This is a genomic window from Nostoc sp. LEGE 12454 (assembly GCF_056620565.1).
In genome coordinates, this window is record NZ_JBWQXL010000013.1 from 61,789 (window position 1) to 82,053 (window position 20,265).

At 43.5% G+C, this 20,265-nt stretch carries 22 protein-coding genes and 2 pseudogenes; 12 read left to right on the plus strand and 12 right to left on the minus strand.

From position 1 onward, the window contains the following. Nucleotides 1-5 precede the first annotated feature (5 nt). The gene (locus tag AC1F2U_RS16360) at nucleotides 6-1,808 is read left to right on the plus strand and encodes a protein kinase domain-containing protein (protein ID WP_480262048.1); all 1,803 of its coding nucleotides are present in this window, start codon (nucleotides 6-8) and stop codon (nucleotides 1,806-1,808) included. 10 nt (nucleotides 1,809-1,818) lie between these two features. On the opposite strand, the gene AC1F2U_RS16365 is transcribed toward AC1F2U_RS16360, so the two are convergent. Continuing rightward, the gene (locus tag AC1F2U_RS16365) at nucleotides 1,819-2,118 is read right to left on the minus strand and encodes a 30S ribosomal protein PSRP-3 (RefSeq protein WP_094333099.1); all 300 of its coding nucleotides are present in this window, start codon (nucleotides 2,116-2,118) and stop codon (nucleotides 1,819-1,821) included. 231 nt (nucleotides 2,119-2,349) lie between these two features. Between AC1F2U_RS16365 and AC1F2U_RS16370 the strand changes: the two genes are divergently transcribed. The 3 genes and pseudogenes from AC1F2U_RS16370 to AC1F2U_RS16380 form a co-directional block, all read left to right on the plus strand. Next, nucleotides 2,350-2,820 (plus strand): DUF29 domain-containing protein, encoded by a 471-nt coding sequence (locus AC1F2U_RS16370; protein WP_480262049.1) that lies wholly within the window; start codon nucleotides 2,350-2,352, stop codon nucleotides 2,818-2,820. A 44-nt stretch (nucleotides 2,821-2,864) separates the two neighbouring features. Beyond that, on the plus strand, nucleotides 2,865-3,680 hold the full coding sequence (locus AC1F2U_RS16375) for a TIGR01548 family HAD-type hydrolase (RefSeq protein WP_480262050.1): 816 nt from the start codon (nucleotides 2,865-2,867) through the stop codon (nucleotides 3,678-3,680). A gap of 44 nt (nucleotides 3,681-3,724) precedes the next feature. Beyond that, nucleotides 3,725-4,570, plus strand: a pseudogene (locus tag AC1F2U_RS16380) (cytochrome P450); the annotation flags it as partial. Nucleotides 4,571-4,627: 57 nt separating this feature from the next. Here the strand turns inward: AC1F2U_RS16380 and AC1F2U_RS16385 are convergent. Together AC1F2U_RS16385 and ruvB are read right to left on the minus strand one after the other, a co-directional pair. Next, entirely contained in the window at nucleotides 4,628-5,431 is an 804-nt protein-coding gene (locus AC1F2U_RS16385) for a tetratricopeptide repeat protein (protein ID WP_480262051.1), read from the minus strand. A gap of 166 nt (nucleotides 5,432-5,597) precedes the next feature. After that, nucleotides 5,598-6,698, minus strand: a complete 1,101-nt coding sequence (gene ruvB, locus AC1F2U_RS16390; RefSeq protein WP_480262052.1) for a Holliday junction branch migration DNA helicase RuvB — start codon at nucleotides 6,696-6,698, stop codon at nucleotides 5,598-5,600. Nucleotides 6,699-6,912: 214 nt separating this feature from the next. Between ruvB and hisF the strand changes: the two genes are divergently transcribed. The 3 genes and pseudogenes from hisF to AC1F2U_RS16405 form a co-directional block, all read left to right on the plus strand. After that, nucleotides 6,913-7,686, plus strand: coding sequence for an imidazole glycerol phosphate synthase subunit HisF (hisF, locus tag AC1F2U_RS16395; protein ID WP_480262053.1), 774 nt, complete (start codon nucleotides 6,913-6,915; stop codon nucleotides 7,684-7,686). A gap of 99 nt (nucleotides 7,687-7,785) precedes the next feature. Continuing rightward, complete coding sequence (locus tag AC1F2U_RS16400; RefSeq protein ID WP_094348875.1) at nucleotides 7,786-7,977, plus strand: hypothetical protein; 192 nt, start codon at nucleotides 7,786-7,788, stop codon at nucleotides 7,975-7,977. 382 nt (nucleotides 7,978-8,359) lie between these two features. Further along, nucleotides 8,360-8,455: pseudogene (locus tag AC1F2U_RS16405) on the plus strand (IS5/IS1182 family transposase); the annotation flags it as partial. Between the two features lie 71 nt (nucleotides 8,456-8,526). Here the strand turns inward: AC1F2U_RS16405 and AC1F2U_RS16410 are convergent. Next, the gene (locus tag AC1F2U_RS16410) at nucleotides 8,527-10,008 is read right to left on the minus strand and encodes a GTP-binding protein (RefSeq protein WP_480262054.1); all 1,482 of its coding nucleotides are present in this window, start codon (nucleotides 10,006-10,008) and stop codon (nucleotides 8,527-8,529) included. A 353-nt stretch (nucleotides 10,009-10,361) separates the two neighbouring features. On the opposite strand from AC1F2U_RS16410, the gene tpiA reads away from it, so the two are divergent. Together tpiA and folP are read left to right on the plus strand one after the other, a co-directional pair. Next, on the plus strand, nucleotides 10,362-11,093 hold the full coding sequence (gene tpiA / locus AC1F2U_RS16415; RefSeq protein WP_480262113.1) for a triose-phosphate isomerase: 732 nt from the start codon (nucleotides 10,362-10,364) through the stop codon (nucleotides 11,091-11,093). Nucleotides 11,094-11,145: 52 nt separating this feature from the next. Beyond that, nucleotides 11,146-12,006 (plus strand): dihydropteroate synthase, encoded by an 861-nt coding sequence (gene folP / locus AC1F2U_RS16420; RefSeq protein WP_480262055.1) that lies wholly within the window; start codon nucleotides 11,146-11,148, stop codon nucleotides 12,004-12,006. Between the two features lie 3 nt (nucleotides 12,007-12,009). Here the strand turns inward: folP and AC1F2U_RS16425 are convergent, their stop codons facing one another. After that, entirely contained in the window at nucleotides 12,010-12,846 is an 837-nt protein-coding gene (locus tag AC1F2U_RS16425; RefSeq protein WP_480262056.1) for an SPFH domain-containing protein, read from the minus strand. Nucleotides 12,847-12,917: 71 nt separating this feature from the next. Beyond that, nucleotides 12,918-13,052 (minus strand): hypothetical protein, encoded by a 135-nt coding sequence (locus tag AC1F2U_RS16430; RefSeq protein WP_480262057.1) that lies wholly within the window; start codon nucleotides 13,050-13,052, stop codon nucleotides 12,918-12,920. Between the two features lie 172 nt (nucleotides 13,053-13,224). On the opposite strand from AC1F2U_RS16430, the gene AC1F2U_RS16435 reads away from it, so the two are divergent. Both AC1F2U_RS16435 and rpsU read left to right on the plus strand, forming a co-directional pair. Further along, nucleotides 13,225-13,569 (plus strand): hypothetical protein, encoded by a 345-nt coding sequence (locus AC1F2U_RS16435; protein ID WP_480262058.1) that lies wholly within the window; start codon nucleotides 13,225-13,227, stop codon nucleotides 13,567-13,569. Nucleotides 13,570-13,861: 292 nt separating this feature from the next. Beyond that, a complete protein-coding gene (rpsU, locus tag AC1F2U_RS16440; protein WP_069073049.1) occupies nucleotides 13,862-14,041 on the plus strand; it encodes a 30S ribosomal protein S21 in 180 nt (59 codons plus the stop codon). A gap of 270 nt (nucleotides 14,042-14,311) precedes the next feature. Here rpsU and pth read toward each other — a convergent pair whose 3' ends face one another. The 3 genes from pth to psbH all read right to left on the minus strand — a co-directional run bounded on the left by pth (nucleotide 14,312) and on the right by psbH (nucleotide 15,757). Continuing rightward, nucleotides 14,312-14,953, minus strand: coding sequence for an aminoacyl-tRNA hydrolase (gene pth / locus AC1F2U_RS16445; RefSeq protein ID WP_480262059.1), 642 nt, complete (start codon nucleotides 14,951-14,953; stop codon nucleotides 14,312-14,314). Between the two features lie 186 nt (nucleotides 14,954-15,139). After that, the gene (locus AC1F2U_RS16450) at nucleotides 15,140-15,412 is read right to left on the minus strand and encodes a TatA/E family twin arginine-targeting protein translocase (RefSeq protein WP_094348881.1); all 273 of its coding nucleotides are present in this window, start codon (nucleotides 15,410-15,412) and stop codon (nucleotides 15,140-15,142) included. Between the two features lie 141 nt (nucleotides 15,413-15,553). Then, nucleotides 15,554-15,757, minus strand: coding sequence for a photosystem II reaction center phosphoprotein PsbH (gene psbH / locus AC1F2U_RS16455; RefSeq protein ID WP_194046672.1), 204 nt, complete (start codon nucleotides 15,755-15,757; stop codon nucleotides 15,554-15,556). A gap of 85 nt (nucleotides 15,758-15,842) precedes the next feature. Here psbH and psbN point away from each other — a divergent pair, with 85 nt between their 5' ends. Next, nucleotides 15,843-15,974, plus strand: a complete 132-nt coding sequence (psbN, locus tag AC1F2U_RS16460) for a photosystem II reaction center protein PsbN (protein ID WP_292866665.1) — start codon at nucleotides 15,843-15,845, stop codon at nucleotides 15,972-15,974. 230 nt (nucleotides 15,975-16,204) lie between these two features. On the opposite strand, the gene AC1F2U_RS16465 is transcribed toward psbN, so the two are convergent. The 3 genes from AC1F2U_RS16465 to gap all read right to left on the minus strand — a co-directional run bounded on the left by AC1F2U_RS16465 (nucleotide 16,205) and on the right by gap (nucleotide 20,075). Continuing rightward, the gene (locus AC1F2U_RS16465) at nucleotides 16,205-17,209 is read right to left on the minus strand and encodes a transaldolase (protein WP_480262060.1); all 1,005 of its coding nucleotides are present in this window, start codon (nucleotides 17,207-17,209) and stop codon (nucleotides 16,205-16,207) included. Between the two features lie 149 nt (nucleotides 17,210-17,358). After that, nucleotides 17,359-18,789: a pyruvate kinase gene (pyk, locus tag AC1F2U_RS16470; protein ID WP_480262114.1), complete on the minus strand. Its 1,431-nt coding sequence runs from the start codon at nucleotides 18,787-18,789 to the stop codon at nucleotides 17,359-17,361. A 242-nt stretch (nucleotides 18,790-19,031) separates the two neighbouring features. Then, nucleotides 19,032-20,075, minus strand: coding sequence for a type I glyceraldehyde-3-phosphate dehydrogenase (gene gap / locus AC1F2U_RS16475; protein ID WP_480262061.1), 1,044 nt, complete (start codon nucleotides 20,073-20,075; stop codon nucleotides 19,032-19,034). Nucleotides 20,076-20,265 lie beyond the last annotated feature (190 nt).

The window sequence follows — 20,265 nt, forward strand, 5'->3', positions numbered from 1 at the left end:
AAATTTTGTTTTTACAAGAACGTTATCGTTTACTCAAGCAGATTGGTAAAGGGGGATTCTGTAAAACCTTCCTCGCTGTAGATGAAGGTCAGTTTCCTCCAGTTCCTTGCGTCGTTCAAGAATTATCGCAAGAATACGAAACATTTAAAAATTTTCAGCAAAAGGCGCAACAGCTAGAAGAATTAGGAAAGCATCCCCAAATTCCGGCTTTGTTGGCTTATTTTCAGCAGAACGGGCATTTTTATTTAGTGCAAGAGTTTATTGCAGGCACTAATTTAGCTCAGGTAGTTGAAGAAGAAGGTGCTTTTAATGAAACTCAGATTTGGCAACTTTTAGAAGATGTGTTGCCAGTTTTGCAGTTTATTAGCGATCGCAAGATCATTCACTGCGATATTAAACCCCAAAATATCATCCGTAGATCCCCAATTACCAACAAAGCGGATTTCGTCATAGTCGATTTTTCCACTGCGAAAATCTTCACAGAAATCGATCGGCTAACATCTCAAACCAGTATCGGCAGTCCAGAATACGCTGCACCAGAGCAGACAAAGGGAAAAGCCGTTTTTGCTAGTGATTTATATAGCTTGGGTGTAACTTGTATTTACTTACTTACCCAGATTTCTCCCTTTGATTTATTTGATATTGCAAATAATTGCTGGGTTTGGCAACAATATCTTACTACTAAGGTAAGCGATGTCTGGCGACAAGACTCAAAAAGTCTACGCTTGGCGCAAATTCTCGACAAGCTGCTGCAAAATGCTGTTAACCGTCGCTTTCAATCAGCTGATGCAGTTATGCAAGCAATGGGTATCCAATCCAAAATCCAAGTTGTGCCGTCAGTGCAGCAAAGGTGCGATCCTCTTTGGCGATGCTTGCATACCCTAATTGAGCATTCTGGGACATTGAGTAGGGTGAATGCCCTTGCCATCAGTCCCGATGGTCACACTTTAGCCAGTAGTGGTGATGACAAAAACATTAAGTTGTGGGATTTAAATAGCAAAAAAGTCCTAGCTAGCTTATCAGGACATTCCCAAGCTGTAAAATCAGTTACCTTCAGTCCTGATGGAAAACTTCTGGCAACTGCTAGCGATGATAAAACTATCAAATTGTGGCAGTTTGATACATTAAAAGAAATCTGCACTCTTTTAGGACACTCACACGCTGTAAAATCAGTTGCTTTCAGTCCAGATGGACAGATTCTCGCTAGTGGTAGCTGGGATAAGACAATCAAACTCTGGGATATAAATACTGGTAAAGAAATTTACACTATAACTGGACACCAATTACAGGTTAATTCAGTAGCATTTAGCCCCCAAGGACAGCTTTTAGCTAGCGCTAGTTATGACAGAACAATTCGCCTGTGGCAGATACCTGTATTAGAAGGTTCCCAGAGAGAATTTCAAAACCGCCCATGCTATAGCTTGTTAAGCACCCTTTCGGGTCATGCATGGGCGGTTTTGACAGTCGCTTTTAGTCCCAATGGGAAAATTTTGGCGACGGGTAGTGATGATAACACTATTAAGTTGTGGGAGGTAAACACTGGTCAGCTAATTTGCACACTTGTAGGCCATTCTTGGTCTGTGGTGGCTGTGGCTTTTACTGCCGATGGCGAAACACTCCTAAGTGCAAGTTGCGACAAAACAGTTAAACTTTGGAGGGTAAGCACAGCAGAAGAGATTGTTACTCTCTCTGGTCATATAGACTCAGTATCTGCTGTTGCTGTGAGCAAAGTTACACAATTAATTGCAAGCGGCAGCCGGGACAAGACTATCAAACTGTGGCAGCTTGTAGAACAGGACAATAGCTAATTTTGTAATATCAAGCGCTACCTGTAAAGGCAACTTCCGGAAATTTCAACTGAGCTTCTGCCATTGGACGGTTTCTGCCTTCCTCTTGCCAGTAGTTAATCACTTCTGTTGCTTTGTTAAGCAACTCAACACGATCCAGATCGGTAATCCAATGTTTGGACTCTAATTCCTTTTTTAACTCTTCCCAGGCATCATTTCTGGGCCAAAAAAAGTACTTAGTCAAGGGACTGGTGCCTTTGCCTACAACTTGGTCGACTGCGAGAGCAACGTTCTCGTCTAACCACAAAATTTTCAAAATAAACTTGGTCAATCACACCTCCGGGAATTTCCGGGCATTATTTAACTAGGATAGCGATCGCTTATTTTAACGCAATACCCTATCAAATGACCAAACTGTAATTAGATTGGGCTAGCATAAGGTGTAGTCGGCGCTAAATAAAGAGGCTTATGACCAAAATAGACCCATGATACAGAGCAAGTAAATTTGTTTATGGAAATTTTGACTTTTGACTTTTGACTTTTGACTTCGGAGCGAAGCGACGTGACTGCCCAACTGCCTCAATCTCAAACAACATCTGGTTCAGATTTGTATGAGCAAGACTTTTACCTGTGGATTCAAACCACAGCAGAACTGCTCAAGCAAAAGAATTTCACCCAACTAGACTTAGACAACCTGATTGAAGAAATTGAAACGATGGGCAGGAGTGAAAAGCGGGCACTGGAGAGTAATCTGGAAGTGTTGCTGATGCATCTGCTCAAGTACCAAATTCAAACTGAAAGGCGTTCAAAAAGTTGGCAGTACACAATTTTAGAACACCGCAGGCGAGTCCAAAAGGCACTCAAGGAAAGTCCGAGTTTAAAGCCTCACTTTGATCTGGTTTTCGATGAAAGCTATGAAACCGCTAGACGACTGGCTGTAATTGAAACTGGATTAGCGATTGCTACCTTCCCCGAACAATCTCCTTTCACGCCAGAGCAAGCCCTCGACCCCGATTTTTTACCTGAGTCATGATCTCACGTTTTATGATGATGTAAAACTCTTTTGCTTCCTACCCCATGACTCAACCCACTTCTACAAAAGCGATCGTTGTTTTCGATATTGATGGCGTTGTGCGCGATGTTAGCGGTTCCTATCGCCGAGCGATCGCAGATACCGTAGAGTATTTTACTACCCAAGCATATCGTCCAACCCCATTAGATATTGACCAACTGAAGTCTGAAGGCGTGTGGAATAACGATTGGGAAGCATCGCAGGAATTAATTTACCGTTATTTTGAAACCCAAGGACAGACTCGTGAGCAACTGCAACTAGATTATGATGCGATCGTTGCTTTTTTTCAATCGCGTTACCGCGGCTCAGACCCAAATAATTTTACAGGGTATATCTGTAATGAACCTTTATTATTACAACCTAGCTATTTAGAACAACTTACCCAAGCGGGGATTGCTTGGGGATTTTTCAGCGGTGCTACTCGTGGTTCTGCTAACTACATATTGGAAAAACGCCTGGGTTTGCAATCTCCGGTGTTGATTGCGATGGAGGATGCACCAGGAAAACCTGACCCAACTGGACTTTTCGCTACAGTTCGTAAGTTAGATAATGGAATTGAGCAAAAATTAGCTGTAGTGTATGTGGGAGATACGGTAGCAGATATGTATACCGTCGAGAAAGCGCGGGGTTTAGATTCTTCTCGCCCTTGGATTGGAGTAGGGGTTTTACCGCCTCATGTGCAGGAAACAGCAGCGCGTAGTCATGCTTATGGTGAGACACTAATAGCAGCAGGAGCAGCATTAGTTTTGCGTAATGTGCAAGAATTAACCCCAAAGCAGATTCAAGAATTGGTGACTTCATCTGCTGAATCTGTGTTGTAAGCTTAATCAAGCTAGGGGTGCATGAATACTAGCTGATAACAATCTTGCGGGCAATATTCCTCCTGTTCCCATTATTACGGCAGGATTTAGGGCCTCGCAGTCCTTGGGGAAGTTATCTACGTTTGCGGCAGGAAATGGACGATCTCATCTATGCTGAAATTCAAGAAAGGCGATCGCTTGCTGATGAGTCTCGAAGTGATATTCTGTCTTTAATGATGGCGGCTCGTGATGAAGCAGGTGAGCCGATGACAGACTTGGAATTACGTGATGAATTGATAACTTTGTTGATTGCAGGTCATGAAACTACGGCTAGTTCTTTGGCATGGGCGCTGTACTGGATTCATCATCAGCCTGAAGTCCGTGAAAAACTGGTGCAAGAACTAGATAGCCTGGGTGACAACAAAGACCCAAACGCCATTTTCCGATTACCTTATTTAAATGCAGTTTGTTCGGAAACAATGCGCCTATATCCAGTGGCGATGTTGGGAGTAAATCGATTGGTTAAATCACCTCTAGAAATTGCAGGCTACAAATTTGACCCTGGTACTATATTGGTTCCTTGTATTTATTTGAGCCATCATCGAGAAGATTTATACCCCAATTCCAAGCAGTTTCAGCCAGATCGTTTTCTAGAACGCCAATTTACTCCATCTGAATTTTTGCCTTTTGGTGGTGGTAATCGTCGCTGTATTGGCATGGCATTTGCGCTGTTTGAGATGAAACTAGTATTGGCAACTGTACTATCTGATTGGCAAATGAAACTAGCTGATACAAAGCCAGTACTACCAGTACGCAAAAGCATCCTGTTAGCACCAGGCGGTGGTGTACCAATGGTGGTAACTGGAAAGCGCCAGCAAAATCAGCGAGTTCTTGAGACTAACTCAGTCTAAAAGTCTCAGAATCAGGTAGGAGCGATCGCTCCGCTTCCCTTTTGATTTACTTGCTAATTACTGGATTTTCAAGAACTTATCCAAAGCTGTAACTAGGCTAGGAGGCCAACGCCGGATATTTTTTACCCAGTCGATATCTTTGTAGCGGCTATCAAGTCCATAAGCTGATACCCAGTTACTTTCGGCTTCACCTTGTTCTCCATTTACCCAATATGCAGCTGTGAGGGCGGCACGCACATCAGCAAATTTTGAGTATTTACGGGCGATATTTCGCATCTCGCGGATTGCTTGCTCTTTTTGACCAGTTTCATAAAGAGCGAGAGCGTAGTTAGCACGGGCGAAGGCAAAATTCGGGGCTATCTCATTAGATTTTTTGTAGTCTGTGATCGCATCATCCCATTTTCCCAAACCGGCTGTGGCATTGCCGCGATTGTTATACGCCATTGCATCGTTAGGATCGAGTTCTAGAACACGATTATAATCTGCGATCGCATCATCCCATTTTCCCATCCCTTCCAATGCCGCCCCCCGATTCAAATATGGATCGGTGACATTCGGCGCTAATTCTATGGCTTTGTTATAATCTGCCAGCGCCTCTTGTAATTTATTCTGACTCACCCGCGAATTTCCCCGGTTACTCCACGCCCCCGCATTTGTCGGAAATTGCTCAATAATCTTTGTCCAGTAAGTTTCAGCCCTCGCAAAGTCACCTTGATTCGTCGCTATAAACGCTTGATTTGCCCACTCATCACCTTGTTTTAACTGTTCTTGAGTAATAGTCGGCTGAGATTGTGCCATGACTGGAGTAGCCCAGCCAAACACAAGTAACAAACTGAGAAAAATACTAATCAACTTAATCATCTAGGTTTACCTAATTTGTCATTTGTCATTTGTCATTTGTTATTGAGCAGAGGAATGGAGTTCAAAGACTCATTTACGAGTATCAATGCCCACTTGCCCTGAGCGTTCGCGCAGCGTCTTCCGTTAGGAGAAGCCGAAGGGATGCCCAATGCCCAATTTCCCATAATTACAATAATGACAACTGTTCATTAGGCGGCGTGAATCCCAAATGCTTATATGCTGCCTTAGTCGCCATTCTTCCGCGATGAGTCCGAGTTAAATACCCAATCTGCATCAGGTAAGGTTCGTACACCTCTTCAATTGTTTGAGTATCTTCACCCGTTGCTGCTGCCATTGTTTCTAATCCCACTGGCCCGCCGTTAAATTGTTCAATTATTACACTCAACATCTGGCGGTCTGTCCAATCTAAACCGCAAGGATCTACTTGGAATAGTTGCAATGCCTCAGATGCAATGCTTTCATTAATTTCACCAGATACTTTTACTTCCGCATAATCACGTACCCGTTTCAGTAACCTATTAGCAATCCGCGGCGTTCCACGCGAACGACGGGCAATTTCTGTGGCTCCATCTTCTGTAATAGGGGTTTTGAGTAATTGAGCGGTTCGCAGTACAATTTTGGTCAGTTCGTCAACTTCGTAAAATCGCAGTTTTTGAATTAAACCGAAGCGATCGCGCAGTGGTGAAGTTAAAGCACCGACACGGGTTGTAGCCCCTACTAGGGTAAACTTTGACAGCGGCAAACTTCTGATCCGAGCGCTGGAACCCTTGCCAATGGTAATATCTAAGCGATAATCTTCCATTGCTGGATAGAGAATTTCCTCCGTCATCCGCGAGAGGCGATGAATTTCATCCACAAATAAGATATCCCCTGGCTTGAGGTTCACTAGTAGCCCAACAATATCCCGTGGACGTTCTAAGGCTGGCGCACTGGTAATTTTGTAATTTACCCCCATTTCCGATGCTAAAATCATTGCCATTGTAGTTTTGCCCAATCCCGGCGGCCCATACAGCAGCAAGTGATCTAGCACTTCACCACGAGATTTAGCTGCTTTAATGGCAATATCTAGCACATCCTTTAAATCTTTTTGCCCAATGTAATCGGCAAAGCGGTGTGGTCGAATACCTTCTTCTTGCTGTTCTTGCTCATCAATAGCAGCTTCAGGCTTCAAAATATTTTCTGTGGATGGTGCCTTCGCCGACTCTCGACGTTGCTTTGGTTCTCCGTTGGGTTCTGGAGGCTGTTTTTTCGATGAGATTATCGCCATAATTCAGCTATCTACTTTTAAGGGACTAGGAGTGGGGAGCAAGGTAGGGGGAAGCAGGGGGAGCAGGGGAGGCAGGGGAGGCAGGGGGAGTGAGGTACAAGATATTAATAACCAATGCCCAATGCCCAATTCCCGTAAAAATTTTCGTTTGAGAATACCCGCACCAATTTAAAATTTAAATTCCGGCCAATTACCCAGAAGTACAAAAGTTATTATGTTATCTAAAAGAATCTTACCGTGCTTAGATGTGAAGGCGGGACGGGTTGTAAAAGGAGTTAACTTTGTTAATCTCCAAGATGCAGGCGATCCGGTAGAGCTGGCCAAGGTTTACAACGAAGCCGGTGCTGATGAGTTAGTATTTCTGGATATTACAGCTACTCATGAAGACCGAGCTACAATTTTAGATGTGGTCTACCGCACTGCTGAACAGGTCTTTATTCCATTGACTGTAGGTGGTGGCATTCAATCCTTAGAAAATGTTAAAGCTTTGTTACGGGCGGGCGCAGATAAGGTTAGTATTAATTCTGCGGCAGTGCGGGAACCAGACTTGATTAATCGGGCAAGCGATCGCTTTGGTAATCAGTGCATAGTTGTTGCTATTGATGCCAGACGCAGAAATAACCCGGAGAATCCAGGTTGGGATGTGTATGTGCGGGGTGGCAGAGAAAATACAGGCTTAGATGCCCTATTGTGGGCACAGGAAGTTGAAAAACGGGGGGCCGGAGAACTGCTAGTCACAAGTATGGATGCTGATGGAACCCAAGCCGGGTATGACATTGAGATCACACGGGCAATTGCCGATGCTGTAGAAATTCCAGTTATTGCTTCTGGTGGTGCAGGTAATTGTGAACATATCTACACTGCCCTAACTGAAGGCAAGGCTGAAGCCGCATTACTCGCGTCACTGTTACATTACGGACAATTAAGCGTAGCAGAAATTAAAAGTTACTTGCGCGATCGCAACGTGCCAGTTAGAACATTCTGTTGATCCACCATTACTCATTTAATGACATCCATCTAAGGTTAGACACACTTGCCTGAAAGGGTGTTAATATTATTTTACAAGTATTAACAAATATTAAAAAATATGTTGCTTCCTATTCTACTTTTTGATGTCGCCCTGGTGGCGTGGTCGCTGCACTTAATGGAAAAAGCCTACGAGAGTAAAGAATTTTCTCTAATGTTAGCTGGTACCTTGGTTGCTCTTGCTGCTGCTGCCATGTTAGTAGTTTACTTTTTGATGGGGCATTGTATGACCTATTTGTTGCAAGTATCCTAGAGAGTGCTGAGTGCGAGAGGGGATATTTAAAATTTAGTTTCTAGAAAGCTTGACAAAGTAATAATAACTAAGCAATTATATATAGCTGATTTTAAGAGGATGTTTTAAAAGTATTGGAAAGTAAGCTGTCGCGTCTTTAATTTTCCAAAGTGTTCTCGTTGCAATAAGGGTTTCAGACCATAAAAAGTGCAAGTTATACGCGCGACAGCTTATAATTTTTGTTTTCTGGAATAGGGTAAGTGCAACGAAAACTAGGATTTTCGGCATATACTTAAATGCTTGGCTGTGCTAATTAGGAGAGCAAAAGACCCTTTTAAAACATCCCTTAAAGAGTTATAGTGCAGTTGGTAGTGTACCTGTACATTCACAAATTAGATGTCGCAATCGATTTCGGCGTTTGAGTAAGGATTATGAGTTGTACACAGAGCTAAGTAAAGCAATGATTTATGGCTCATTAATTCCTCTGATGATAAAGTGAACGCCACCTTAAGCTTTTCTTGACGAATCAGCTCTAAGGATAAACATGACTGACCAAACGTAATTTATACATCACTTTTTGAGTTTTACTTTCTGGAGTAATTCATCTTTAATCCGGTTAAGAATTGAAGTCTCATCCAAATTTGTCAAAATCCGATTAATCACTGCTTTCGGCCCATCAGGCCCCCAAGTTGCGCCATTGGCTAAATAAACTTTGGTAACTTGTCCAATACCGTAAGAAGAAACACCAGCTACTCCTCCTTGGGTAATCGCCACCGATATATAAGGGCCTAGTGCAATACCACCCGTAGCTGTTGCAGAAATTCCAAGTAAAGTTTTTAATCCACTCAAGCCTAAATTTGCTAACAATTCACTAGCACCGATACCGCCCATACTCAGGGCGATTTTTTGTAGCAACTGTACAGCCCCAGCTTCGGTCATAGAGAAGCCATAGAGTTTAGATAAACCCAAAATCAGAGCAATATCAATTACCACACTACTCAGAATATCTACCACAGTTAGAGGATTGAGTGCGATCGCTAATGCCTTAGTCATCACAGCCTTCCAAATCAACTGATTGGCATTCTGTTCCCGAATCATCAGTTTTCGTTCTATCAACTGCTGATTTACGATATCGGCATAAAGCATGGTATTAAGGGCAACCAAGGCTTTACCTTCACGATGCAGAATTTCCAATATTTTCAGCTTCAGTTCCTCGACTTGGGCATTTCCTGTACGCAACTGTATGCCCCTCGTACCATCAGGGCGACGAATCGCCGTCTTCACCAATGGCGATGCCGCAGCCATAACAATTTCCAAAGGTGTGAGTAATTCCCGCACCCTTTCATCCCGGATTTTGTGATAAATTGCCATCCGGTCTGCTTCTGGATACTGATCCACTTTGTTAAATACTAAAACGATCGGTTTACCTGCTTCCCGCAACTGAGAAAGGGCGGCGTATTCCAGCTTTGTCATATCGCCAGATATCACAAACAGAATCAAATCTGCTTGTTTGGCAATCTGTTCAGCTAACACGGCACGGGTTGCACCATCTACTTCGTCTAGTCCAGGAGTATCAATTAATTCCACTTGGGATTGACCTACACTAGGGAGAGTGACACGCAAAGCACGTTCAGTTTCCCCAATCATCTCCTCGCTAATACTCCAATTAACTGTTTGGGCAGTACGCGTGACACCGTGCAGCGGCCCAGTTTCAAATACCGTTTGCCCAACCAAAGCATTGAGTAGAGAAGACTTACCACGTCCCACCATGCCAAAAGCCGCAATCTGCACCACCATGTGGTCTAACTTCCCTAGCATGGTTTCCAAATCAGCAATTTCTGCCTCCAATCCGGTTTTTTCCTGAGGAGTAAGGTCAAGATTGGCTACCAAGTTTCGCAACGCTGTTTGTGCTTGTTTATAGTTCAGTTCCGTCTGAATGTCTTCAAAACTGAAAATAGCACTATCCAGTTCTTCCTCCCAGCTGAGAGAATTTGCGTCAGTGTTAGCGGAATCGCTTTGATGAGGTTCAGGCACGGGCAATGTCGAAGTCATATCAATTTGAAATTTGAAATTTGGGATTTTTAAATTAGCCCTGTCTCTTATCCTAGTTATTTTTAACAGGGGTTTGTGGAGATGAGGGAGCAGCACTTCTCTACGAGAGGCTGCGCTCTGTTACCGAGGAGCAGGGGAGCATACTTCGACTGCGCTCAGTAACCGGAGAAGCAGGGGAGTATATTCGACTGCGCTCAGTAACCGGAGGAGCAGGGGAGCAGAAGAAGAATTCCTAACTCTTGACTTAATGACAAATGACCAATGACTAATGACCAATGACTAATGGCTAACAAAAAGTCATAAACTGAAAAATGCATCTAATATAACGCGTTAGGATCTTGACTAAATTACCTGTGCGGAAAATCGTTATTGCCGGCAACTGGAAAATGTTCAAAACCCAGGCAGATACCCAGGAGTTTTTACAAGGATTTCTGCCCCACTTAGAGGAAACCCCCCAAGGGCGAGAAGTGATATTGTGTCCTCCTTTCACTGATTTAAGTGTTTTGTCCAAGACCTTGCACGGCAGCCTCATCCAACTGGGGGCACAAAATATCCATTGGGAAGAATATGGAGCCTATACGGGTGAGATTTCTGGCCCAATGCTGGCAGAAAGTGGTGTGCGCTTTGTGATTGTCGGTCATAGCGAACGACGGCAATATTTTGGAGAAACGGACGCCACCGTTAATCTGCGCCTCCGAACTGCTCAAAGGTTTGGTTTGACTCCAATTCTCTGTGTTGGCGAAAGCAAACAACAACGAGATGCGGGAGAAGCTGAATCACTGATTGCTCTCCAACTCGACAAAGGCTTGGTAGATATCGATCAGGATAATTTGGTGATTGCCTACGAACCGATTTGGGCGATTGGCACTGGTGACACTTGTGAAGTAGAGGAAGCTAATCGAATAATTGGCTTAATTCGTAGCAAGTTGACTAATCCAAATGTATCAATTCAATATGGCGGTTCAGTCAAGCCGAATAATATTGATGAGATTATGGCTCAACCAGAAATTGATGGCGTCCTCGTGGGAGGAGCAAGTCTAGAACCTGAGAGTTTCGCTCGAATTGTGAATTTTAAATCAGTGTGATGTGCTTTTTTCTCGTTCCCATGCAGAGCATGGGAATGCTTAATGTAGATTTATGCCAAGGAACTTGATAATTCGAGGACGCTGTTTCAATTGGGGACAGCGGACTTATTTGATGGGCATTTTAAATGTAACGCCTGATAGCTTTAGTGATGGGGGTGAGTTTAACACTTCCTCTACCGCTTTAGTACAGGCGCAAGCACTGGTAGCTGCTGGTGCTGACATCATTGATGTGGGCGGTCAATCAACTCGACCAGGGGCAAAGCAAATCACTCTGGTGGAGGAACTTGACCGGGTACTATCGGTGTTACAGGTGCTAAGGCCAGAGATCTCAGTCCCGATTTCTGTAGATACAACCCGTGTTGCTGTCGCCAAGGCATCTGTAGAAGCTGGAGCGGATATTATTAATGATATTTCTGGCGGCACTTTTGACTCAGAAATGTTGCCAACAGTCGCAGAGTTAGGTGTGCCGATGATTTTAATGCACATCCGGGGGACACCACAAACAATGCAACAACAGACTGATTATCAAGATTTACTTGGTGAGATTTATAGTTTTTTGGCTCGGCAAATTGAGGCAGCAACTACTGCGGGCATTGACCTGGATAAAATTATTATCGATCCTGGTATTGGTTTTGCTAAAAACTATGAGCAGAATTTAGAAATTTTTCGCAGCTTGCGATCGCTCGCACCACTCAACTGTCCTATCTTGGTAGGAGCATCTCGTAAAAGTTTCATTGGCCGCATTTTAAATCAACCAGATCCCAAAGCACGAGTTTGGGGAACGGCAGCAGCTTGTTGTGCTGCTATTTTTAATGGCGCTGATATCCTCCGAGTTCACGATGTTCAAGAAATGCGCGATGTTTCATTAGTGGCCGATGCCTTATTGAGACAGGCTACACAGCCTAACTCTTAAGTGTTACCGTTCTTCGATTTTTTTGCCGTTACCTTCTTGATTCACTGACTCGGCTATCAACTCCTGAAACATTTCACTTGAGTTAGCTGGGTCTACAAAGACAATTTTGGCATTACTGCTCTCACCAAGTTTTTGGCTAGCGTCTACGTAATCTTGAGCCACAAGATACCGCAGAATGTCTCTACTATCTGGATTAGAACGCAGAGCTTGAGAAATGATTTGCACTGAAGCCATAGTTCCTTCTGCTTTCTTAATCGCAGCTTCCTTTTCCCCTTCTGCTTCGGTAATCAGTGCCCGTTTTTTGATGACGGCGGCTTGTTCCTCTTCCCTAGACTTTCGGACACTCTCAGGTAGAGTAATTCTCTGAATATCTAACCGGAGAATCTCAACTCCCCAATCTGCTGTTACATGATTCAACTGATCTAAGATAGCTGAGTCCATCTCTGCTCTAGAGACGTTGGTCTGCTCTAAAGTATTTTGGGCAATGATTTCTCGGAGCGTAGTTGTGGTTATCTGTGTTAATGCCCCTTGCAGATCCTCAATCGCGTAAAAGCTTCTCTCAATATCTCGAATACGCCAGTATACAATAGCATCCACTTCTACGTAAATATTATCTTGGGTGATCACATTCTGAGGTTTGATGTCTGTAAACTGCTCTCGTGTAGTATCTTCCATGACAATTTGATCTACCAAGGGAACAATAAAGTTCAGCCCCGGCTTAAGTTTTCGATGATACCGTCCTAAGCGTTCGACTAAGGCTTCATTTCCTTGATTAATCAGTTTTGCAGAACCTAATGCATAACCTATAAGGGCTAAAACTATAGCAATAATTGGCTCCATGTATGCTCCTATTCAGCTTTGGGGAGAATTTAGTGTCAAAGATATGCTACTAGCTTGTCATATCTTTGAGTTTAATGTTTTGAGTCTGTAATTTTATCAACATCGGCAGCGATGTCGAGTCGCTGCAAGTTTTGTACATATTCTCTAAGTGAGACTGTTTTGCGGAATGCGATCGCTATTAAAGCACCTTGATAAAACGCTGGCAAGGACTACTTGATGTAATCAACATTACTTGTACTGGCATTTTCAGACAGCTTGAGTTTAGTTTAAGTATATTTACGTAAATATTTTTTATTAAGGTAAAAATTTGGCAAGATTTAAAAACCCCACTATAATCGGAGAAAAATTGGCTTGGGCCATTAAAAATATCAAAATATCATGGGCAGGTTGTTAATCAAACTTACAGGTTTAATTCTACTTTTCACAGGATTATACTTTTTTGGTCAAAACATCATATTTGTTAGCGGTTACTATTCATATTTTTATCGGAGCTTACCTGCTACAGCTTCCGTTTTGGCAACAATGATAGGTATATTAGCATTAGTCTTTTTCCAGAGAGAAACTGGTAACTTGGGATGGATTTTTCTAGGCATTGGCATAGTACTAGTTTTCTTAAGTGGTGGAGTTATTTTAAAGCCAACTAGCTTATGGAATTTCATAATTGCTTTTACAGCATTAGCAACTGGATATAAATTACTAAATGAGGGCAGAATCAACTTTTAAAATCTGTTTTCATCATGTATCTTAGTAACTAAGATTACATTATTCCCCAGTTCAGAGTATAGTCAAAAAAATTTACTATTATAATTTCTCCATCTTCTCTATTGGTTCTGAGAGTGCATTAGGGCACTTAGATTAACTTTTAGTTAAGTACCGATTTCAAGAGGCAGAAGCACACAGAACCCGCCTCAACCGGACGAATAGCCTCTTAATCATGACTTTAGCTCAGAGGAGTTTTACTAAGGTTGAGGGTAATATTAGAATGGAAACTATTGATGATGAGGAAAAGGGAAGAATGACCCAGGTGGTTCTAGGAGAGAACGAAGGAATAGACTCAGCTTTGCGTCGGTTTAAACGCCAGGTTTCCAAAGCTGGGATATTAGCTGATGTAAAATATCATCGGCACTTTGAAACACCAATAGAAAAACGCAAACGTAAGGCAGTGGCAGCTAGACGCACAAGACGTTTTAAATAAACCTATTTGGTGTGATATCGGCGTTGCTTGAGGTTATGACCGAAAACAGGCAATAGCGCTTGCGCCATTATTCATACAAACATTAAGCAAAGTCTGCCGCACCGCTAATTAGGGTGTAAATGAGTTACTTTTCCTATATGTAGAGAGCGTTAGAGACTTTATCTTGGTTAGATGGAGCAAGCTATAATCGCTGCCCATCAACCAAAATAAGCGCCTTTAAACATCGGTTAGCTTTCTTTAATCGGCTGATAGGATAGTATTCATCCAGCCCTAAGACTCAGAATTATTAATGGTGCGGCTATTACAAACATTCATCGCCTTTTCTACTCCCTGCTTGAGACTTAGTTCAATACACTCAACTACGAACTGAAGTACAAGAGACATCTGCTGATTTTCGGTGGCGGAAAATCGCCCCAGGACATGAGAGATAGCACCAGAATCATCGTTATTAGCTGCATCTTTGGGTTTACCAATACCAATGCGTAAACGGGGAAAGTTTTGGCTACTAAGATGTGCGATCGCACTTTTCATACCGTTATGTCCCCCAGCCGAACCAGATAAGCGCAAACGAGTTTTTCCCAAGGGCAAATCCATATCGTCATAAATTACCAACACTGACTCAGGCGATAATTTATACCAACTTGTCACCGCTTGTATTGCTTGTCCTGAGCGATTCATATAAGTTAACGGCTTTAGCAAGCGAATTTTGCCTCCACCTGGGGCCATACCCTCGCCATACTCACCCTGAAACTTGCGGTTTTCTGTTAAGGAAATGCGCCAAGAACGAGAGAGAGTTTCTAAAGCAGCAAAACCGATATTATGGCGTGTTTGGTCATACTTAGCTTCTGGATTCCCTAACCCGACGATTAGTTGTGGAATTACCAAAGCTGGTTGCGTAACAGCTTCTGTCATTTTGCCTACAGTCAATTGATATGCAGCACTCTTCTAGTACAATGTCTAAGCTAGTAATAAAGGGTTTGTAGCAAGCACTTTAGTGCTTAGAAAATAAGGACTAAAGCCCTTACCCTTCGGGTTCGTTAGTCGCTCATGGGGGAAACCCCCAAGACCGCGCTAACTCACTACGAACTTGACAAACTACTAGCTAGGTTGGGAAGAACTAGCGGTATCCTGCTCAGATTTAGCAGGGTGGATTTGTTTAGGTTCCAATTCAGCAGTAGTCTGTACAACTTCTTCTAACTGTTCTGCTTCTTTTTGAAACTCGTTTTGAAACTCCTTGGAAGCTTCTTGGAAACTACGAATTGTTTTGCCCACACTTCGACCGATCTCTGGTAGCTTTTTTGGGCCAAAGATTAACAGCGCTACTACCATAATTACAGCCATTTCTGGCAGACCGATACCAAATATATTCATTTTTTGTCTCCTGTAAACTCTAAAACCACTACAGAAACTCACATATATAGTTAGTCTAGTCGGAAATCGCAACTCACAAAAAAACCCGGAAGAACCGGGTGTAACTTAACTTGTTATCCAAACTCGCTCGCTGTGTATGCGTTAGCGTCCTAAACTGCGCCAATCGACAAATACATCCTGAACCAACAGTGATTTATTGTAAAGTTGCAGAATAATCAGCAGAAAAACCAAAAATAGCGCCATAAAAACAGCCATAACAGGGGTAGTACCCCAACCTGGAGCCACTTTCCCATACTCAGAGTTAAGTGGTTTCAGGATATCTCCCAACCTAGTCCTTTGTGCCATAGTTCACCTAAGATTACTTGCCAAAGCTTTTTTTAATCTTCTGTAATATTCTATAAGAATAGCACTCATCATCTATCTCTCAATTATGGAACCCGCAATAGTTCTTAGCATTTCTGTGGCTGCCGTGGTGATTGCCATCACCGGAGTTTCTATTTATACCTCCTTTGGCCCTCCTAGCAAGGAATTGAACGATCCGTTCGATGACCACGAAGATTAAAAGAGTCATATCATGTCCGCAGCGTAAATTTTTGGTGCGATGTCTACGATGGGTTACGCCTACGCAGACAAGCATTGCTGTTGCTTGTCGGGGTTTCCTCGATGAACGACTGGCGTGTGGAATGAAATGACTATGGCAATCATAATTAATTACCCAGACATAATATTTGAAGTGCGTTACGGCTTAAGCCGTAACGCACACTACTTTGGATGTTTTTTAATTGGAAGTCTCTAATGGGTTGCCACTACCTCTCCTTCCAGGCGAACGAGTCGGTCTGCCAAAAGTTTCTCAAGGTCTTCTAGTGCCTTGGTGAAACCTTTAATACCTTCGTCTAGTTTGTCAGTTGCCATACGATCGGCAGCGTGCATCTTGTCATAGCTAGCTTTGTCAATGGATATCTTTTCGATTTCCAAGCTTGCTGCCTTCGCAGGGTCAAGTTTGCGTGGCAGTTCTCCAATGGTTGCTTGCAATTCAGCCAAAAGCGATGGCGAAATTGTCAACAAATCACTACCTGCAAGTTCAGTAATTTCACCAACGTTACGGAAACTAGCTCCCATAACTTCGGTTTTGTAGCCAAATTTCTTGTAGTAGTTGTAGATTTTGGTGACAGACAAAACACCTGGATCTTCGGCTGCTGGGTAGCTATCGCGTCCGGTATCTTTTTTGTACCAGTCAAGAATCCGGCCAACGAAGGGAGAAATTAGGGTGATCCCGGCTTCTGCACAGGCGATCGCTTGGTGAAGACCAAACAACAAGGTAAGGTTACAGTGAATACCTTCTTTTTCAAGAATTTCCGCAGCGCGAATACCTTCCCAAGTGCTGGCAATTTTAATTAAAACGCGATCGCGGCCAACTCCAGCGGCTTTATACTGAGCAATTAAGTCCCGTGCCTTAGTCAGAGTAGCTTCGGTATCGTAGGACAAGCGAGCATCCACTTCCGTAGACACGCGACCGGGAATGATTTGCAAAATCTTTAATCCAAAGGCAACTGCCAAACGGTCAAAAGCTAGAGAAACTATCTGTGCTTGGGAGGCTCCGGCTCCAGCATCTTTCTGTGCTTGGAGTAAAGTTTGATCGACAATTCCCTGATATTCTGGCATTTGTGCCGCAGCAGTAATCAGCGAAGGATTGGTGGTAGCGTCTTGGGGCTTGAATTTTTCAATTGCCTGGATATCCCCTGTATCTGCGACTACAACAGTCACTTGTCGCAATTGTTCCAGTAAATTCTTAGACATAAAATACTCCGTGATGAATGTTACAGGATTTACTTATTCCCCAGTTCTTTACACTCTTTACTCTTCCTTCAATTCTGATTCTGGCAATTTTTCTTAATCATTGCCCAATTTTGCTTACTATCTTGAGCCACAGCCTTATTCTAAGTGCCTTATGCCGAAATTGGCTGTCCAATGGAATGCACTTTGATTAAACTAGTTGTGCCCGATTTACCAATTGGAACACCAGAGGTAATTACTACTTTATCGCCCTTATTCGCTAAACCCATGTCTACAACTGTGTTCACCACATTGGTAAACATCTCTTCAGCATTGTGGACTGGTGGAATCAGCAAAGCCTCCACACCCCAAGAAAGTGCTAGCTGGCGATAAGCGGTGATGTCGGAAGTGAGGGCAATAATGGGAGAAGTCGGCCGATATTTAGACACCATTCTCGCCGTATTTCCTGATGAAGTATTACAAAGAATTGCCCGTGAGCCTGTTTCATAGGCGATGCGACAGACGGATTCTGCCACAGATTCGGTAACGCTGAGACTGCCTGCTTCATGACACCAAGCATGTTTGCTACCTTCATCGAGAGCTTGTTCTGTCCGCACGGCGATGTTGTGCATCATCTCGACGGCGGCGATAGGATATTGTCCGACAGCTGTTTCACCAGAAAGCATTACCGCGTCTGTTCCATCCAAGATCGAGTTAGCAACATCGGTTGCTTCGGCGCGGGTGGGATCGGGGGCGCTAATCATCGACTCTAGCATTTGGGTGGCTGTAATCACCGGCTTGCCAGCACGATTGCAACGGCGAATAATATCTTTTTGAATTAGGGGTACTTCGTGAATTGGCACTTCCACCCCTAAATCGCCACGGGCAATCATAATCGCGTCGGCAACTTTCAGAATGGAATCAAAGTTTTCTACTGCCTCTGCTCTTTCGATTTTGGCAATCAAGCGAATCGAAGCACCAGCGGCTTCAATCATGCGTCTGGCGGGTTCTAAGTCTTGTGGCGATCGCACGAAGGACACCGCTACCCAGTCTACACCCAACTGAATCCCAAAACGCAGATCCAGCAAGTCTTTTTCGGTGATCGAACTGACAGGTAAAGGAGTTTGGGGCAGGTTTACTCCCTTGTGCGTAGAAATTAACCCGCCATTTTTCACTTGGGCGCGAATGCGATCGGCATCGCGATCGGTAACTATCAATTTGACACGGCCATCATTAATTAAAATCGGTTCGCCAGGTCGCACCATTGCAAATAAAGTCGGCAATGGTAGGGGTAGTTCGTCAATACTCTCACCCTTTTCTTGCAAAACAAAGGTAACTTCAGTACCAGCTTCTAAATTTAAGCCTTCCGGTGGTAAAGTTCCCAAGCGAATTTTAGGGCCACATAAGTCTTGCATAATGGCGATCGGCTTTTGCTGCTCAGTACTAATCTGCCTGAGATAGTGAGCCGTTTGGGCGTGGAATTCATAAGCTCCGTGGGAAAAATTCAGCCGTGCCACATTCATTCCAGCTTTTACCAAAGATTGCAGCTTTTCAGGTGCAGATGTAGCCGGGCCAACAGTACAAATGATTTTGGTTCGACGCATAGGGATTGGGGGTTGAGGAGTAACCTGCAAATTTGGATGCTTTGAGCGTAGGCGTAGCCCGTCGTAGACATCGCACCAAGCATCCAAATTCACACGTGCTTCATATCACTGGTTTGCTAAATAAAAATACTAGATTCCGTTTTATTTTCGGAGTATTTACCATTTGACCCAAATCCCAAAAGTCTCTAGTCAAGAGTCAGCAGTCAAAAGCTAATGACCAATGACTAATGACTAATGACTAATCAAACCACAGCCGCTGTCGGCGCGAGTTTTTCCTTTTGTGACATAGACAACATCAGATCAATGACGCGATTTGAATAGCCCCACTCGTTGTCATACCAAGCAATTACCTTGAAGAAGTTGGAATTCAACTCAATCCCAGCACCTGCATCAAAGATACTGGAATGGGTATCGCCTTGAAAATCTGTGGAAACTACTTCCTCATCAGTGTAGCCCAAGATACCCTTTAGTGAACCTGCGGCAGCCTCCTTCATAGCAGCACGAATTTCCTGATAACTGGTGGCTTTGGCTGTTTTGAAAGTTAAATCAACTACAGAGACATCGGGAGTCGGAACTCGTAATGCCATCCCAGTTAACCTGCCCTTCAATTCTGGTAAAACCAGTGCTACGGCTTTAGCTGCGCCTGTGGAGGAGGGAATAATATTTTGGGATGCACCTCGACCACCCCGCCAGTCTTTCTTGCTGGGGCCGTCTACAGTTGGCTGAGTGGCAGTCATAGCATGGACTGTGGTCATTAAGCCTTCAGTCAACCCAAAGTTATCATTAATGACCTTAGCTATGGGAGCTAGACAGTTTGTAGTACAGCTAGCATTGGAGACAATGATATCCTTACCAGGGTCAAACAGGTGATGATTGACACCCATTAACAGGGTAGTAACTCTATCTGGATCTTTGGTGGGAGCGGAAATTACCACTCGCTTTGCACCTGCCTTTAGGTGGTTTGCAGCTCCTTCGTAGTCAGTGAATAGTCCGGTAGCTTCCACGACATAATCTGCACCTAATTTTCCCCAAGGTAACTCTGCTGGATTCCTCACCGACACACAAGGAATGAAATGTTCGTCAATCAGGATGCCGTCTTCCTTGGCTTCAACCTTATGCTTTAATTTACCGTGGGTTGAATCGTACTTTAATAGATAAGCGAGATTATCTGGTGGTACTAGATCGTTAATGCCCACAAACTCAATATTGGGATTATCGATGCCAGCGCGAAGTACAAGTCGCCCGATTCGACCGAAGCCGTTGATACCAACTTTCAATTTAGTCAAGATTAAACCTCCCGTTGTGGAAAGTTGAACAAAAGGAGAAAGTTAAAAGTCAAAATAGATTGCCTTTTACTCTTTACTCTTTGATCCTGACAGTCTCAGTCAGCTAAGGCATATTTACTTGGCATATTTTAAGGATTGGGGACAAGAGGCAGAGGGGCAGAGGTGCAAAGGAGCAGTGGGGAAACAACTT

Excerpts from the sequence above, each read along its gene's own strand:
- AC1F2U_RS16375 (WP_480262050.1), top strand. The coding sequence starts at position 2,865 with ATGACTCAACCCACTTCTACAAAAGCGATCGTTGTTTTCGATATTGAT.
- AC1F2U_RS16385 (WP_480262051.1), bottom strand. The coding sequence starts at position 5,431 with ATGATTAAGTTGATTAGTATTTTTCTCAGTTTGTTACTTGTGTTTGGC.
- ruvB (WP_480262052.1), bottom strand. The coding sequence starts at position 6,698 with ATGGCGATAATCTCATCGAAAAAACAGCCTCCAGAACCCAACGGAGAA.
- hisF (WP_480262053.1), top strand. The coding sequence starts at position 6,913 with ATGTTATCTAAAAGAATCTTACCGTGCTTAGATGTGAAGGCGGGACGG.
- AC1F2U_RS16400 (WP_094348875.1), top strand. The coding sequence starts at position 7,786 with ATGTTGCTTCCTATTCTACTTTTTGATGTCGCCCTGGTGGCGTGGTCG.
- AC1F2U_RS16410 (WP_480262054.1), bottom strand. The coding sequence starts at position 10,008 with ATGACTTCGACATTGCCCGTGCCTGAACCTCATCAAAGCGATTCCGCT.
- folP (WP_480262055.1), top strand. The coding sequence starts at position 11,146 with ATGCCAAGGAACTTGATAATTCGAGGACGCTGTTTCAATTGGGGACAG.
- AC1F2U_RS16425 (WP_480262056.1), bottom strand. The coding sequence starts at position 12,846 with ATGGAGCCAATTATTGCTATAGTTTTAGCCCTTATAGGTTATGCATTA.
- AC1F2U_RS16435 (WP_480262058.1), top strand. The coding sequence starts at position 13,225 with ATGGGCAGGTTGTTAATCAAACTTACAGGTTTAATTCTACTTTTCACA.
- rpsU (WP_069073049.1), top strand. The coding sequence starts at position 13,862 with ATGACCCAGGTGGTTCTAGGAGAGAACGAAGGAATAGACTCAGCTTTG.
- pth (WP_480262059.1), bottom strand. The coding sequence starts at position 14,953 with ATGACAGAAGCTGTTACGCAACCAGCTTTGGTAATTCCACAACTAATC.
- AC1F2U_RS16450 (WP_094348881.1), bottom strand. The coding sequence starts at position 15,412 with ATGAATATATTTGGTATCGGTCTGCCAGAAATGGCTGTAATTATGGTA.
- psbH (WP_194046672.1), bottom strand. The coding sequence starts at position 15,757 with ATGGCACAAAGGACTAGGTTGGGAGATATCCTGAAACCACTTAACTCT.
- psbN (WP_292866665.1), top strand. The coding sequence starts at position 15,843 with ATGGAACCCGCAATAGTTCTTAGCATTTCTGTGGCTGCCGTGGTGATT.
- AC1F2U_RS16465 (WP_480262060.1), bottom strand. The coding sequence starts at position 17,209 with ATGTCTAAGAATTTACTGGAACAATTGCGACAAGTGACTGTTGTAGTC.
- pyk (WP_480262114.1), bottom strand. The coding sequence starts at position 18,789 with ATGCGTCGAACCAAAATCATTTGTACTGTTGGCCCGGCTACATCTGCA.